Below are 15,061 nucleotides of genomic sequence, written 5' to 3' on the forward strand. Positions count from 1 at the left end.
TAAAAAAATCAGTGATAACGATGATGAGGTGAAACAATGGATCAACAAATGAATGAATGGTCGCGTGTACTACATGCGCGTAGATGGATGAAGCAAACCGAATCGTTCTTGCCGTTATGGCACGGCTACATCGGCTACAAATACGGATTGTTCGACGCGCTTCAAGGCGGGGCGAGCTTCGCTGAAATGACGCTGCGCTTGAAGCAGCCGCTCACGAAACTCGCACTCGAGCGTTGGCTAGAAGTTGGCGTCGCCGTTCGCCACTTGAAGAAGAAAGGGTGGCGTTATTTTCCGACACGTAGCTTGAAGTATCAACTCTCGCTCAAAGACGAGCGCAGCATCGGGTTCATGCTTCAAGAGATGATGGAACTTCATATCCCGGCACTCATCGCCTACCCAGACTTTTTAGAGTCCGGCAAACAGAATACGTTCGACGGTGCGACACACGGGAAAGTCGTCGCTCAAACGTCGACGCTCGTCGAAACGGTCGCTTTCCCGGTCGTCCAACAGCTGCTCCGCCAAGCGGACGTCAAGACGATGCTTGATATCGGTTGCGGCCACGGGGGCTATTTGCGAAAACTCCATAGTCTTGAGCCGGATTGGAAGTTGACCGGCATCGACCTCGAACAAGAAGTCGTCGAAGAGGCACGTGAGCAAGATGAGACGGGTGAGATTCGTTACGAAGTGGCCGATTTCATGGAATGGGATCACGACGAGCGGTTCGATGCCGTCATGATGAACAATATGCTTTACTACTTTTCGCCCGAGCAGCGGATCGGACTGTTAGAGCGGATGCTCAGCAATCTCGATACGGCAGGTGTCGCCGTTCTCGTCACGCCGCTCGCGGAGTCACCGCTCGGCGCCCGCTTCGCTTCGGCGTTCAATGCGTTCATGACGCTCCACGATAACCTCCATCCACTCCCGACGACTCGTCAGTTGCGCCGGCAATTGGAACAGGTCGGCTTTGAGAAAATACGTTTCATTCCGTTTATTCCGGAAGGATCTTGGTATATCGTCATCGCCGAACGTGGAGATTGAAGCATACAGCGCACAGCGAACCGATTCAGATTTGAACTTGTCTCCAGTCATTTCTATAATAGAATAGAAGCATAAGAGACTTTTCACATAGGGAGTTGTTCAACGTGTCGGAAAAAAGAGTCGCAGTGATCGGTGCCGGGCCAGGCGGGCTTGCTGCCGCAATGATCTTGTCGAGCCGTGGTGTGAATGTAACCGTATTTGAGAAACAACCGTTTGTCGGTGGACGGACGTCACGTCTGCAAGTCGGGGAGTTCGCGTTCGATCGTGGCCCGACTTTTTTGAATATGCCATATATTCTTGAAGAAATGTTCGAAGAGACGGGGCGGGATTTGGCTGATTATGTCGATATGAAGCGATTAGAACCGATGTACGATCTTTATTTTGATCGCGGACAAAGCGTGCTATCGATGACGACCGACCGCGACCAGATGCGCCAATCGATTGAAGAGATGTTCCCCGGTAACGGTGAAGGGTATGACCGGTTCATGGCAGACCAGGCGGTCAAACTATCGAAGCTCATGCCGGTGCTCCAAACCGCCCATGATAAGCTGACGGATTACGTGTCGACACGCGTCTTGAAGGCACTGCCGTTCCTCTCGATCGGAAAATCGCTATACGACGTGCTGTCTGAGTACTTTACAAGTGAAGAACTTAAATACTCGTTCACGTTCCAAGCGAAGTACCTCGGGATGTCGGCTTGGGACTGTCCGGGCGGTTTCTCAATCTTGTCTTATATGGAACACGCGTACGGCGTCCATCACCCGATCGGCGGAGTGAACCAACTTTGTTCGGCGATGGCCCGTGTCATCGAGGAAGAAGGCGGGACGATCCGGTTAGGTGAAGCGGTCGACCGTCTATTGCTCGACGGGAAACGTGTCAACGGACTCGTGGCGGACAACGTCCATTACGCGTTTGACGAAGTCATCGTCGGGGCGGATTTTGCCCATGCGATGACGACGCTCGTACCGAGCGATACACTCACGCGCTGGAGTCCGAAACAGTTGAAGAAAAAGCGCTATTCTTGCTCGACGTTCATGCTCTACCTCGGACTCGATCGCGTCTATGATGAGGTCGGCCACCATTCGATTCACTTTGCGGATGATTATGAGCGTAACGTCAAAGAGATGACGCAAGACTTGAAGCTGAGTGAGGACTTCTCGTTCTACGTCCAAAACGCGTCACGGATCGACCCGACGCTCGCGCCAGCAGGCAAGTCGTCGCTCTACGTACTCGTACCGGTGCCGAATAATTTATCAAACCTCCCATGGGAGACGCTTCAGGCGAAGATGACGGAGAGTGTGTTGGACGCACTCGAGACACGTTCGCCTTACAGAAACGTCCGAGACCATATCGAAGTGATGCAGGCGCTCACCCCGAACGATTGGGAAGCGTTTGGAGTCTATGAAGGGGCAACGTTCAACCTTGGACATAACTTGTCGCAAATGATGTACTTCCGTCCACACAATCAGTTCGAAGAGCTCGACCATGTCTGGCTCGTCGGCGGAGGGACGCATCCAGGAAGCGGACTGCCGACGATTTTTGAATCGGCACGAATCACGGCCAACTTGCTTCGGGACCGGGCGGGTGTCGGGCGATGAACATCAGTTTCGTTGGTGCCGGTATCGGGTCGCTTTACGCCGCCTTGCTATGGACTCATAAGCATCCATCGACCCAAGTGACGATTTATGAGAAAGAGGACCGGGTCGGTGGGCGCCTCAACTATGTCGAGTTTGAGAATGGTGCTCGTATCGACGAAGGACCGACAATCGTCTTGCTGCCGAGCAAGCTGAAGAGCCAACTACAAGAAGCAGGGTTTCCCGAACAGGAACTCGAACTGCTCGAAGTCGATCCGCTCTATCGCCTTCGTTACGAAGATGGGACGACGTTTCATAAATATCACGACATCGATCGTCAAGCCGAAGAGATTGAACGATTTTTCGGCGAAGGCGAATCGTTCCGTCGCTACATGGGGCAAAAGCGCGAAGAATACAAAATCGGTTTTGACACGTTTTTAAACCGTGGCTATAAAGGTAAGACCGACTTGTTCGAGCCGAGACTGCTCATGTTGCTCATGCGCCTGAAAGCGTATGAATCGGCTCATGAGAACATGAAGCGGTTCTTTAAAGATGAGCGGCTCCGGGTCGCCTATAGTCTGCAGACGCTCTACATCGGCGGCAATCCCTATGAGACGCCGTCTCTGTACGGCTTGATCCCATATCGCGAGCAAGAGGAAGGAATCTGGTACGTACGAGGAGGATATTTTTCGCTTGCGACGAAGTTAGAACAAGAGCTGAAGAAACGGGGCGTCACGTTCAAGTTGAACACGCCAGTAGACCGCGTCCGCGTCCAAGACGGCCGCGCCAACGCCGTCGTCGTCGATGGAGTCCCTCATCCGTATGATGCGGTCATCGTCAATGGAGATTTTCCGCTCATGGAACGTCTGATCGATGGAATCAAGCCGAAAGCGTACGAACCGTCGAGCGGCACGTTGCTCCTCTATTTCACGGTGGACGGCAAGATCGAACTCCCGGTCCATCAGTTCGATTTGCCAAACGACTTTGCCGGGTCGATGCGTACGATCTTTGAAGATGGTAAACTGAGCAAGTATCCGGCGATGTATACGTTCAATCCATCGCTCATCGATTCGACGCTCGCACCAGTTGGGACGAGTGTGCTTTATGTCCTTGTGCCGGTACCGCGCAAGTTAGAGCGACAAGATTTTGAACAGAGCGGGGCGATTGAACATCTCGTGTCCCGGATCGAAGGGATGGTCCCTGAATTTAGAGACCGTGTCATCGAGATGAAAGTCCGGACACCGATGGATGCGGAACGGTTCGGGTTGTTCGAAGGCGGGAGCTTTGGGATTGCCCCGAAACTTTCACAGTCGGCCGCATTCAAGCCGCAAGCCCGTCCATACGCTCAAATCGATCGCCTCTATGCCGTCGGTGCCTCCGTACATCCATGCGGTGGTGTCCCGATCGTGATGATCGGCTCACAGTTGTTAGTGAAAAGAATGGAAGAAGAAATGGGGGCATTGTACCATGACGAGGCAAGAAGCGTATCGTCAATGTGAAGAAGTGATGAAGAAAGGCTCGCTCACGTTTTATCGGGCCTTCTCCCTGCTTTCAAAACCGGACCGCCAGGCTGTCGCTGCGGTCTATACGTTTTGCCGGACGTTAGACGATGCGGTCGACGAGTCAGCGTATCCTGAGGAAAGTTTGACCGCATTTCTGGCGGAGTTCGACCGCTTTTTAGCCGGTAACGACCCAGACGGCGCTCTTTGGATTGCTTTACGTGACGTTTGGCAGCGCTATGACATGGACGTCGAGCCGTTCTTCGAGTTAGCGGAAGGGATGAAGTGGGATTTACATAAGACACGCTACGCGACGCTTGAAGAGACGGAGCAGTACGGCTATTACGCGGCTAGCACCGTAGGTTTGATGTTGTTACCAATCCTTGTCCCGGACGCGAACATGGAAGCGCGACAACAACTGAAGCAAGGCGCGATCGACCTCGGCATCGCCATGCAGTTGACGAACATCCTTCGCGACATCGGTGAGGACTTGGATCGGGACCGGATTTATGTACCGCGCACGCTCTTAGCGCAACACGAGATGTCAGAGACCGACCTGTTCGAACGGAAAGTGACGCCTCAGTTCGTGAAAGTGTGGGAGACGATGGCCACCCGAGCGGAGACGCTATACCGCAGTGCCCGTGAGACGCATCACTTGTACCCAGTGACGAGCCGAAAGCCGGTCCAAGCAGCGGCGCTCCTCTATGAAGGCATATTAGACGCAGCCCGAAGTAACGACCATGATGTCTTTACGAAGCGCGCTTACGTATCGACACTTCAAAAAGGAAAGCTGTTAGCAAGACTTTGAAAGAGACCCGATTGCGAGCAATCGAGTCTTTTGCTGAACATACTCGAGCCTGTAGACATCGTCTGCAGGCTTTTTAGATACAAAAAAAACCACTTTTGGCGGGGGACCAAAAGTGGCGTAAGCGTTATGTGATCCGTTCATCGGGGAAACGAACGAATCGGACGTGATGAACCCTAAAGATGTGCCTCGTTTCATGGGGAATGTAACGATGGGGCATCTTCGCTGAAGTAGGATGCTTGATGGACTAAGGGGGAACATCAGACGCATGCTATTCCAGCAGCGGGAAACGAGTGGGGAAACTCGCTCATCACTTTTTTCTCGGGTGTGACAAGTTCAAAACGCGATTGGCTCGGGGAAGCCATTCGATCGCTACAGGTGTAACAAACGTTACAATACTGCTTGAACTCGATATGATGTTATCACGTCTGTGACTTGTCGACAAGTGTCGAATCTTCTGTTCACAAAATGTTCAAATTGTCAGAGGTATGTCCTCCAACATCGAACGAGCAGCGAACTGTCCTGAAAGCGTCACCATTGGGCTACCGCCTCCAGGGTGGGTCGATCCACCCGCGAACCAGATGTTCGAGACGTCTTTCGAGCGCGAAGCCGGACGGAAAAACGCACCTTTTTTCGAGTTTGCCGACGTTCCGTACAACGAGCCGTAATACGCATAAAAATCACGCGTCAAGTCAAGCGGAGTCACGCGACGGTGGAACAAGACGTCAGCATCGTCCCAGTCGACGCCGAATGTGCGCAGCCGTCGACGAATCAAATGTTCATACGTCTCGGCATCGATGTCGGTCAAGTGGGCCGGAGCGTTGACGAGGATGAACAGATTGTCCCCGGCCTCACCCATGGACGGGTCGGTGTAGGACGAGTTCGAGATGTAGATCGTTGGCTCGTCAGCGTAGCGTTCTTCGTCGAACAAGGCACGGAACTCAGCCTCGTAATCGTCCGAGAAGTAGACGTTATGATGAGCGAGATTTAGATGTTTGTTCAGTCCGACCATCATGACGAAAGCAGAGACGGATGGCTCGACCGTATCCCGGGTCGGTACCGGGAACGAGGGACGATGGACCGCATCGACGAGCCGAGGATATTGGGTCAGCAGTTCCCCGTTCAAAAGGACGGCATCGCAAGACATGACTTCTTCATGGTCGATGACGACAGCATGCGCCTTACCGTTCATCACTTCAATCTTTGTGACTTCATGGCCGAGTCGAAACTCGACACCGAGCTCGCTCGCGCGTTTGGCGAAACCTTTGGCAATCGTCCAGTTCCCGCCTTTGGCGAAATAGACGCCATCGTTCAACTCGAGATGTGAGATCAAGGCGAACGTGCCGGGCGTGACGTAAGGGCTGCTGCCGATATACGTCGCGTAACGGTCGAGTGCTTGGATGATGCGGGGATCTTTAAAATATTTTTTATGGAGCGCGTGCAAACTCTTAAGCGGATGGACTTTCATCATATCGGCCCAAAGACCGGTATCGATTTTTGTGTCCATTCGAGTGAAGAAACGATTGTTGGCAATCTCAAATAGCTTTTCAGCCTCGTCCAAGTACGCCGCCAATTGATTTTTGTCGGCTTTGTCACCGGTCAAGCGCCGGACTTCAGCTTCCATTTGTTCCCGTTCGGAGTGGAACGTGAACGTCGACCCGTCGGAGAAGTGATTGACGGTATGCGAGTCGAGTTTGACGAGTTCAAAATAATCCTCTGGGTTGGCCCCGCTGTTCCGGATGACGGAACGGAACACGTCCGGCATCGTGATCGTGTTTGGCCCGAAGTCGAAGCGGTGACCGTCCGTGATGATCGGCATGAGCTTACCACCGACGTGTTCATTTTTTTCGATGACGGTCACATCGTACCCGCGAGCCGCTAGTGTGACGGCGGCGCTTAGGCCTCCGAGACCGGCCCCGATAATAGCGATTTGTTTCATTGCAATGCGCCTCCTAACGATTTTCTAATGATACATCCGGCCTTTCCAAGTGATCGGTTTTCGTCTCCATTTTCGGACGACCGCGCTCGTGAGTAGGACGAGGTAGGCAACCAGACTGAACGGATGGAGCCAAAAATGGCGCCCGCCCGACTTCAAGTCGATGGCTAGCCGTGCGAACAAGACGAACAGGCTCGCTCCGAGCGACATCCAGTCTGGTCGGATGAGCAGGAAGACGAACGCCGATAACTGGACGCCGTAGTAAAGGGAAAAATAAAGGGCGATGCCCACTGCTTCATTCATTCCCTTGAATACGTTTTTTGAAAACCCGTTCCAGACTTCCTCGTTCGTCGCATACATATCGCATGTGATATAAGGCGAGACGTTGACGAGCGACGTCACTTTTTTACGGCGCTTAAATTCGCGGCATAAATCGATATCATCAATCAGGGAGTCGTGGATCGAGGCGTGACCGCCGACTTCCTCGTAACTAGCCCGTTCGACCAAGACGTTCATCCCGTTCGCGGCGGCGAAGGCGGGATGTCTCACTTTTCGCCAAAACAGCGGCAAGTGCTGGGCGATCAAGACGTGTTGCATCGGAATGAGCAGTTTACCGAGCCACGTCGGCGTCGGAAAGCGGGGGAAGCCGGATAAAAAGACGGCGCCTTCCCGGACGAGCGTTCCGTGCATGCGGCCGACGAAGCTCGGATCGATGGTCACATCGGCATCGAGAAACAATAAGTAAGGCTCACGGGTCTGCGTCGCCAATTGATGACAGGCGTGTACTTTTCCAGACCAGCCGTCGGTGAGCGGCACACCGCGCAAGATCGTGAACCGGTCGTCCGAGGCGATTTCCCGCACGAGCGCGTCGTACGTGCCGTCCTCAGAGCGATCCTCATATAAGTAGACGTGACAGCCGGCGGTGAGGGCCGGCTTTAAACTGTTGATCAATTTCGGGACGTTCCGCTCCTCGTTGCGGAGCGGAATGCAAATTGCGGTCGGCGGCACTGAGATTGGGGCCGTGAGCGGACGAAGAAATGCCAAGTTGACCAACGTGAAGAGAAACATGAGTCCAGTGAGCACGAATAGAATCATCGTTGCCTCCTCCCGATGGTGAGCAAGTGCTCCGTCCAGTCGGCGAGCCCGCGTCGTGGCGGGAACAACGAAATGTACCGGTCCGACTGAGCGATCACATCGGCGCGCGTGTCGTCATAGAGCCGTTCGAGCGCTTTCGCGAGCTCTTGCTTTTGCTCCCGGCGTGTCGTCGAGACGACGGTATGGGTCCGGAACCGGACGTAGACGACCGGGGACGCATGCGACGCGAACGCGTAGTAGATGGCACAAAGCCGGACCTCAGGTTTTGCGAGTAGCATCGTCGCACCGGCCCCAATCTCAAGCGGCCGGTGCTCTTGCGGGTATTCGCGGCCTTGCGGGAACACCCACACCGATTTCCCGACGGACAAAAGCTGATTGGCATAGTTGAGAGAAGCGCGAACGTCGGATAACTTCCCTTTTTTGATTGAAAAGGCGCCTAAGTGACGGAAGAACGGAAAGCGTCGCAATCCGTCCTCATCCATCAGGACGTGAACGTCGTGCCGTAAATAGTACTCGTTCAACATGAGCAAGATGAGTCCGTCCCACCACGAGCTGTGTGTGCTTAAAAAGAGGCCCGGTGTCGGAACGTCATCAGCCCGAACGTTGATCGTGTGAAAGGACGGTCGGATCTGGCGTTCTTTGACGAACGTTGAAAAGATGTTACTGAACCATTTCTTTTTGTTCGCTTCGATCATGACGCAACCTCCGTTCCAAATAGATGACACTTGCCGTTACAAGACTTAGCACACCGATTCCGTAAAGACCGGCGTTGACCGCGGTGACGCCGAACAAGGCGTGAAGCATGACGAACAAGTAACGTCCGTGCATAAGTAAAGTCGGCTCCGCTTCGACTTCGAAGCGGTCGAGTAACCATGAGAAGATGAGCGACAGTCCGAACCATCCGACGAAGTTTTGCGTCGGGATGTCATAATAGAGACCATCATTTGCCCATTCCCAGTAGCCTTTCACGTTGGCTGCGACCGGATCGATCGCCATGTCTAACCAGACCGCCAAAAATGGGACGAGCCAGAGTGTCCGTCGCTTGAACGCGAACAGGCGGGCGACAGCGAAGCTCGCGCCGATGACGGCGAGCCACGCTGCACCAATCGTGACCGGTACGCCGAACACGGTCGGACCGAACGCTTCAGCGTAAATATACTCGCTGAACGGGAACCCGGTTTTGACACCGAGCGTCTCGACGGCGATCGAGCCGAAAAAGATGAACGGCACGATGAAACGGGCGTGACGGACTCCGTCCGCGATGACAAATCCTCCGATGAGGCCGGCTAGCCATAAGAAGACCGGGTTCGCCCATTCGAGCCAACTCGGCAGTAAATCAAAGCCGACGAGAACAACGCCGACGACGTACCAAACTAAAAATAATTTCCAAATCCATGGATACACTTTCATCAAATCACCTCACCTTCTATTCTAAAGAGGTTTTCGACATCCGTCTAATGAATGCATGCACAAAAAAAGAGCCCCTGCTAGAGGGACTCATCAATTCGCCATGCGCTTCCGTTTTTTCACAAATGAGAAAGCGATGAACAAGATGTAGAACGGGATGGCGATGAACCAAAATGTCGGCCATTCCTGCCACCTTGCGAACGTCATATACGTCAAATAGACGAGACTGAACGTGATGATGAACGAGTGACGCGGCAACGGCACGTCTTTAAAACTCGGAATACGAACCCGGCTCACCATGAGCAAGGCGAGACCGGTAAAGAAGATCGGGGTGAGCAGTTCGTTGACGCGGTCGCCAAACGTCGTTACGACAGCGAGCAGTCCACCGGCTGCCGTGATCGGAACGCCTGAGAAATAGCTGGCCGTGACGTTCGTCGCCGACAAGTTGAACCGGGCTAGGCGATAGGCGCCGAAGAGCGGGAATAGGGCGGCAAAGAAGAGCCCGTAGTTTCCGTAATCGATAAAGAACGTATAGTAAGCGAGCAGCGCCGGAGCAACGCCGAACGTGACGACGTCAGCGAGCGAATCAAGCTCTTTTCCGAAGTCACCGTCTACCCCGAGCATACGGGCGAGACGGCCGTCGAGGCTGTCGAGCATCATCGCGATGATGATCAGGAGTGTCGCATTCGAGAAATCGCCACGCGCGGCGTAGACGATAGCGAGGACACCACAAAATAAGTTACCGAATGTAAATGAGTTAGGAACCCACGATCGGATCCGTTCTTTCCACATAGTATTGCCTCCATCTTTGTCATTGAGTGAACCAGCGGCCGTCCGTGAAGCGGATCAAGTCGTCCGGTGTTAATTCGATCTGATAGCCGCGTTTTCCGGCCGAGATGATAATCTTGTCTTTTTGTTTCGCGCTGTCATGCAAGAAGACGGGGAAACGCTTTTTCGCTCCGATCGGTGAGACACCGCCACGGATGTAGCCGGTCAGCGTTTCAAGCTCTTTCATCGGGACGGGCGACGCTTTCTTCGCGCCCCACGCTTTAGCGGCCGCCTTTAAATCGATATCTAAATCTCCTGAGATGAGGAAGAAGGCGTACTTCCGCTGCTCGTTCTCGAGGCAAATCGTCTTATACAGTTGGTCGAGCGGCTTATCGAGTGATGCGGCGACATGTTTTGCGGAGACATCGGACTCATCCACTACATAAGACAGATAAGTGAACGGGATGTTCCGTTGTTTTAATTGTCTTGCGGCATTCGTCAGTTGCACCAGTCCCACCCTTTCGTTGAACGACTCCCCTAAGAATAGCAAATAGTGGTAGCGTCGGGCAATCGAACTTGAAAAGTTTTGGTGTCAGGAAGGAAACAGAATGGCCGATAGAGAAATGAACAGTGATTCATTTTTTTAAAGGGGGATTATTTCATGGAAACAATTCAATTGGAACGACACAACGGGGTAGGCTGGCTCAAATGGAACCGTCCGGAAAAGTTGAACGCGCTGAATGAGACGTTGTTGCGCGAAGCGAGACAGGCGCTCGAACAACTTGAAGCCGACGAATCGGTCCGGGTCATCGTACTGATCGGGGAAGGGCGCGCCTTCTCGTCCGGTCAAGACTTGACGATTGAGAGTGACGCCGATTATGGCACGTATTTAGAGGACGTCTACCATCCGCTCGTCCGGGCACTCTCGGATTGCCGGAAGCCAGTCATTGCCGGCATCCACGGTGTCGTCGCTGGCGCAGGACTCAGTCTGGCGCTTGCGGCCGACGTTCGCCTCGTCGCCCGTTCGACGAAGTTCAGCTCGGCGTTCATCAAGATCGGCCTCGTTGCCGACGCCGGCGGTCCATATCATTTGCGTCGTTTGATGCGCCAAGACGTCGCGCTCGATTGGATGTGGAGCGGCAGCACGATCGACGCCGAACAAGCTGAAGCGTTCGGGCTTGTCACTGAACTCATCGAGGATGAGGCGTATCTTGCCCGTCTCACGGCCTACGCCGAGACGCTCGCGGCAAAATCACCGACGGCCGTACAAGGGATGAAGGCACTCCTTCGCGAGTCATCGTTTGAAGACGGGCTCGCGCAAGAGATCCACTGGCAACGGGAATGCGGCAAGACCGAGGTTCATCAACGGGCGATGCAAGCATTTTTAAGTAAAAAATAAGGGAAGCGGTCGTGTTGACCGCTTCCCTTATTCGTTCACGAGGATGGTTTGGCTTCGAACTGGAAGCCTTTTTGTTGCCACTTGCCGTACTTCCAGCGTCGGAAAGCGAAGAAGCCGCGGAACCACTCGTCGAGCGAGAACGCAAGCCAAATCCCGAGCACACCGAGTCCCATTTGAATCCCGAACAAGTAACTGAAGACGACCGCGACGCCCCACATCGAGGCAATCCCAATCATGACCGGGAAGCGAACGTCTCCGACCGACTTGAGTGACCCCATCAGAACGATGTTCATGGCGCGACCCGGCTCAAGAATGAGCGTCGCCCATAGGATCGGGATACCGACGGCGATGATGTCCGGGTTCGACGTGAACAAGCCGAGCAAGGATTTCCCGAACACGGCGAGGCCGAGTGAGGCGACGAGCGAAGAGAACATGGCGATCTTCAACGTCCGGACCGCCCGAGCATACGCCTCTTTGAACCGCTTCCCGCCGACGTCGCGGGCAATCAATAGCTGTGTCCCTTGGGCGACGGCGACCGTGAACAAAAATGCGAGCATCGATAAGTTCATCACGTAAACGCGAGCGGCGAGCGAGGCGTCACCCATCGTCGCGATGAAGCCGGTGATGACAATTTGTGAAAACTGGTACGACAAGTTCTCTCCTGCCGACGGAACACCGATTTGTAAGAGTGCTTGAATATCATCGCGTTTTGGACGGATCAACTCTTTGATCGGGAAACGCATCATGAGGCGGCGTTTGACGATCCAAAACAACAGCACCATGGCCGAAAAACGAGCGATGACGATGGCCCAGGCGACACCGGCGACACCCGTCACCGGGAGACCGAACCAGCCTGTCACGGCGAGCATGGCTCCTACTGCCGTGATGACATCGATCAAAAGCGTCGCGAGCATGGCGTGTTTCGTCATACCATGACTGCGCAACACCGCGCTGAGCGCCATGATGAGCGCTTCGGTGAAGAGCGATAAGCCGACGATTTGTAAGAACAATAGGCCGTAGTCGAACAGTTCATCCGACAGGCCGAACAAGCGAAGGAACGTCTCGCCGAACAAGAAGACGACGACGACCATGACGACGCCGAGCCACATGTTCAAGCTGACGGCAGAGCGGGCAAAGTCCCGGCTCTTCTTCATCCGACCGGCACCGATTGCCTGGCCGATCAAGATCGTCGCACCGACCGAGGTGACGCTAAAGACGATCAAAAAAACGTTCAACAATTGGTTGGCGACGCCGACCGCTGAAGCGGCGGCATCGGAATACTGGGCGAGCATGAGCGTGGCGATGATCCCGGTACCCATGTGGAGCGCGAGCTCGATGAAGATCGGCCACGAGATTTTAAATAGACTGAGCTGTTCGGTATCTTTGGTTGGCATGAATGTTCCCCTTTTGTTTAAAAATTCTTTATATGAAATATTTATCTTTTAAAAATTACAATGGTCATGTTACTCCTTTTGAAATGAAAAAGAAAGGGGGTTCACTAAATTATTTCCAACAAAAATAACCACCCAAGCAAATGGGTGGTCAAACGTCGTCATTTCAGTTTCAAAATGGAAACGCTATACGGTGCGAGTTCAAGTTCGAGCGAGTCTACGTCCCGGTCGTTGAGTAAATCGTGGGCACCACCTGTATGCCAGAGTGGGTTGAGCGTAGACACCGTATCTGAGTTATTGAAGTAAATCAAATACGTCTCGTCTTTCGAGCTCCGTTCGACGATGAGGGCGTTGTCTTCATCATCGACGAGGTTGAACCGGTACGATCCGCCGTTCGCGAGCACCGGATGATCTTTGCGGAGCTGGATCAACTTCTGGACGAAGCGGAACAAGTCACGGTCTTCCTCGGCCTCGTCCCACGGCATGCAGCGGCGGCAACCCGGATCTTGCTCGCCTTCGAGCCCGATCTCATCACCATAGTAAATACATGGACTACCCGTATACGTGAGCATCGAGGTCATGAGGAGTTTGAACTTCCCTTTATGCCCTTTTGCCCGAGTGAGGGCTCGTGGGGTGTCGTGAGAGTCGATCAAGTTGAACGTCACTTCGTTCACGTTCATCGTGTTCATCATCTCGACGCGCGTCAACTCGTCACGGAACTCCGACGCCGTCGTCCGATCGAGCGCGAAGTAGTTTAAGCTCGCGTTCGTGAACGGATAGTTCATGACCGCATCGAACTGGTCGCCTTGAAGCCACGGTTGGGCATCGTGCCAAATCTCACCGAGGATGTAAGCTTCGGGATTCGCTTCTTTTACAGTGCGACGGAAGTCACGCCAGAACGCGTGGTCGACCTCGTTCGCGACGTCTAGGCGCCAACCGTCGATGCCGAACTCTTCGACCCAATAACGGGCTACATCTAATAGATAAGCTTTCAACGCCGGGTGTTCGGTGTTGATCTTCGGCATGTTCTTCTCGAAAGCGAACGTATCGTAGTTCGGCTTCGGTGCCGTCTCAATCGGGAAGTCGCGGAGGTAGAACCAGTCGCGATACTCGGAATGAGGCCCGTTCTCGACGACGTCTAAGAACCAAGGATGGTTGTAGCCGACGTGATTGAACACCGCATCGAGCATGACTTTGATCCCGTTCTCATGAAGCAAGTCGACCAATTGTTTGAACTGCTCTTTCGTCCCGAACTGCGGGTCGATTTCCATATAATCAAGCGTGTCGTATTTATGGTTCGTCGTCGCTTTGAAGATCGGGCAGAAGTAAATGCCGGTGATCCCGAGTTCGACGATGTGGTCCATATGGTCGATGATGCCTTGGAAGTCGCCACCGAAGAAGTTTGTGATCGTTGGCTCAGTGCTGTTCCATGCGAGCGTCCCTTCAGGATCGAGTGACGCGTCGCCGTTCGCGAACCGGTCAGGGAAGATTTGATACCAGACCGTGTCCTTGACCCATGACGGGGCGTGGAAGATGTCGATCGGGTTGATGAACGGGACACAGAAGTAATAACCCGTATCGTCGAGCGGTTTATCTTCGAACCAGCCTTTTTCCGTATAGACGGCCGTCTCGTTGCCGTCATGGAGCCGGAACCCGTAACGGAGGCGACGGAACGGCGGCTTGATTGCGATGAACCAGTAGTCGTATTGGTCGTCGTGGCCGATTCGTTCCATAGGTGTCTCGAACGTGCGCCAGTAGCTCGGCTTGTCCGGGTCAAAGTTCCACATCGCTGGGTCTTCAGAATGCCAGTCGTATGGATCATTCCAAATTAAGTCAATAGATTGGATATCATTTCTTTTCGTATGAAACCGAATATGAATCGTTTCCCGGTCGTATTTATAAACGAAAGGGGACATAGCGCGATGATAAATAGCTTCTTTGATCAAGTGAAATCGTTCCTTTCTCGATTGGGATTGTAACCATTTTACACTGTCTGTTCCGAAAAGAAATGACAGTTGCGAAAACGTTTGCTCAAGCAAAGGGTAATAAAGCGTTTACATTTTGTCAATCACTGTTCACGACAATTATTGAACAATTGAACACATAAAAGTTGAAAAAGAGATAAATGGGATACCTACGAGAAAAAATC

At 53.3% G+C, this 15,061-nt stretch carries 13 protein-coding genes; 5 read left to right on the forward strand and 8 right to left on the reverse strand.

Annotated features, from left to right (window positions below):
• Nucleotides 1-36: 36 nt before the first annotated feature.
• The 4 genes from A6395_RS12305 (at nt 37) to A6395_RS12320 (ending at nt 4,919) form a co-directional block, all read left to right on the forward strand.
• A complete protein-coding gene (locus tag A6395_RS12305) occupies nt 37-1,038 on the forward strand; it encodes a class I SAM-dependent methyltransferase (RefSeq protein WP_071399242.1) in 1,002 nt (333 codons plus the stop codon).
• Nucleotides 1,039-1,142: 104 nt separating this feature from the next.
• Nucleotides 1,143-2,636 (forward strand): phytoene desaturase family protein, encoded by a 1,494-nt coding sequence (locus A6395_RS12310; protein WP_071399243.1) that lies wholly within the window; start codon nt 1,143-1,145, stop codon nt 2,634-2,636.
• Nucleotides 2,633-4,111: a phytoene desaturase family protein gene (locus A6395_RS12315; protein ID WP_071399244.1), complete on the forward strand. Its 1,479-nt coding sequence runs from the start codon at nt 2,633-2,635 to the stop codon at nt 4,109-4,111. Before A6395_RS12310 ends, A6395_RS12315 begins: the two co-directional genes overlap by 4 nt.
• A complete protein-coding gene (locus A6395_RS12320; protein WP_071399245.1) occupies nt 4,080-4,919 on the forward strand; it encodes a phytoene/squalene synthase family protein in 840 nt (279 codons plus the stop codon). The genes A6395_RS12315 and A6395_RS12320 overlap by 32 nt, the downstream gene beginning before the upstream one ends.
• 469 nt (nt 4,920-5,388) lie before the next feature.
• Here the strand turns inward: A6395_RS12320 and A6395_RS12325 are convergent, their stop codons facing one another.
• The 6 genes from A6395_RS12325 to ybaK all read right to left on the reverse strand — a co-directional run bounded on the left by A6395_RS12325 (nt 5,389) and on the right by ybaK (nt 10,630).
• On the reverse strand, nt 5,389-6,855 hold the full coding sequence (locus A6395_RS12325) for a phytoene desaturase family protein (protein ID WP_071399246.1): 1,467 nt from the start codon (nt 6,853-6,855) through the stop codon (nt 5,389-5,391).
• Between the two features lie 24 nt (nt 6,856-6,879).
• The gene (locus A6395_RS12330) at nt 6,880-7,947 is read right to left on the reverse strand and encodes a glycosyltransferase family 2 protein (protein WP_071399247.1); all 1,068 of its coding nucleotides are present in this window, start codon (nt 7,945-7,947) and stop codon (nt 6,880-6,882) included.
• Nucleotides 7,944-8,642, reverse strand: coding sequence for a lysophospholipid acyltransferase family protein (locus A6395_RS12335; RefSeq protein WP_071399248.1), 699 nt, complete (start codon nt 8,640-8,642; stop codon nt 7,944-7,946). The genes A6395_RS12330 and A6395_RS12335 overlap by 4 nt, the downstream gene beginning before the upstream one ends.
• The gene (locus A6395_RS12340; protein ID WP_071399249.1) at nt 8,608-9,357 is read right to left on the reverse strand and encodes a carotenoid biosynthesis protein; all 750 of its coding nucleotides are present in this window, start codon (nt 9,355-9,357) and stop codon (nt 8,608-8,610) included. Before A6395_RS12340 ends, A6395_RS12335 begins: the two co-directional genes overlap by 35 nt.
• A gap of 90 nt (nt 9,358-9,447) precedes the next feature.
• A complete protein-coding gene (pssA, locus tag A6395_RS12345; protein WP_071399250.1) occupies nt 9,448-10,146 on the reverse strand; it encodes a CDP-diacylglycerol--serine O-phosphatidyltransferase in 699 nt (232 codons plus the stop codon).
• 19 nt (nt 10,147-10,165) lie between these two features.
• Complete coding sequence (gene ybaK, locus A6395_RS12350; protein ID WP_084813064.1) at nt 10,166-10,630, reverse strand: Cys-tRNA(Pro) deacylase; 465 nt, start codon at nt 10,628-10,630, stop codon at nt 10,166-10,168.
• A gap of 153 nt (nt 10,631-10,783) precedes the next feature.
• On the opposite strand from ybaK, the gene A6395_RS12355 reads away from it, so the two are divergent.
• Nucleotides 10,784-11,521: an enoyl-CoA hydratase/isomerase family protein gene (locus A6395_RS12355; RefSeq protein ID WP_071399252.1), complete on the forward strand. Its 738-nt coding sequence runs from the start codon at nt 10,784-10,786 to the stop codon at nt 11,519-11,521.
• 35 nt (nt 11,522-11,556) lie between these two features.
• Here the strand turns inward: A6395_RS12355 and A6395_RS12360 are convergent, their stop codons facing one another.
• Together A6395_RS12360 and A6395_RS12365 are read right to left on the reverse strand one after the other, a co-directional pair.
• A complete protein-coding gene (locus A6395_RS12360) occupies nt 11,557-12,915 on the reverse strand; it encodes an MATE family efflux transporter (RefSeq protein ID WP_071399253.1) in 1,359 nt (452 codons plus the stop codon).
• Nucleotides 12,916-13,073: 158 nt separating this feature from the next.
• The gene (locus A6395_RS12365) at nt 13,074-14,858 is read right to left on the reverse strand and encodes a glycoside hydrolase family 13 protein (protein WP_071399254.1); all 1,785 of its coding nucleotides are present in this window, start codon (nt 14,856-14,858) and stop codon (nt 13,074-13,076) included.
• Nucleotides 14,859-15,061 lie beyond the last annotated feature (203 nt).

The sequence above is a fragment of the Exiguobacterium sp. SH31 genome, assembly GCF_001816105.1.
Taxonomy (GTDB): Bacteria; Bacillota; Bacilli; order Exiguobacteriales; family Exiguobacteriaceae; genus Exiguobacterium; species Exiguobacterium aurantiacum_A.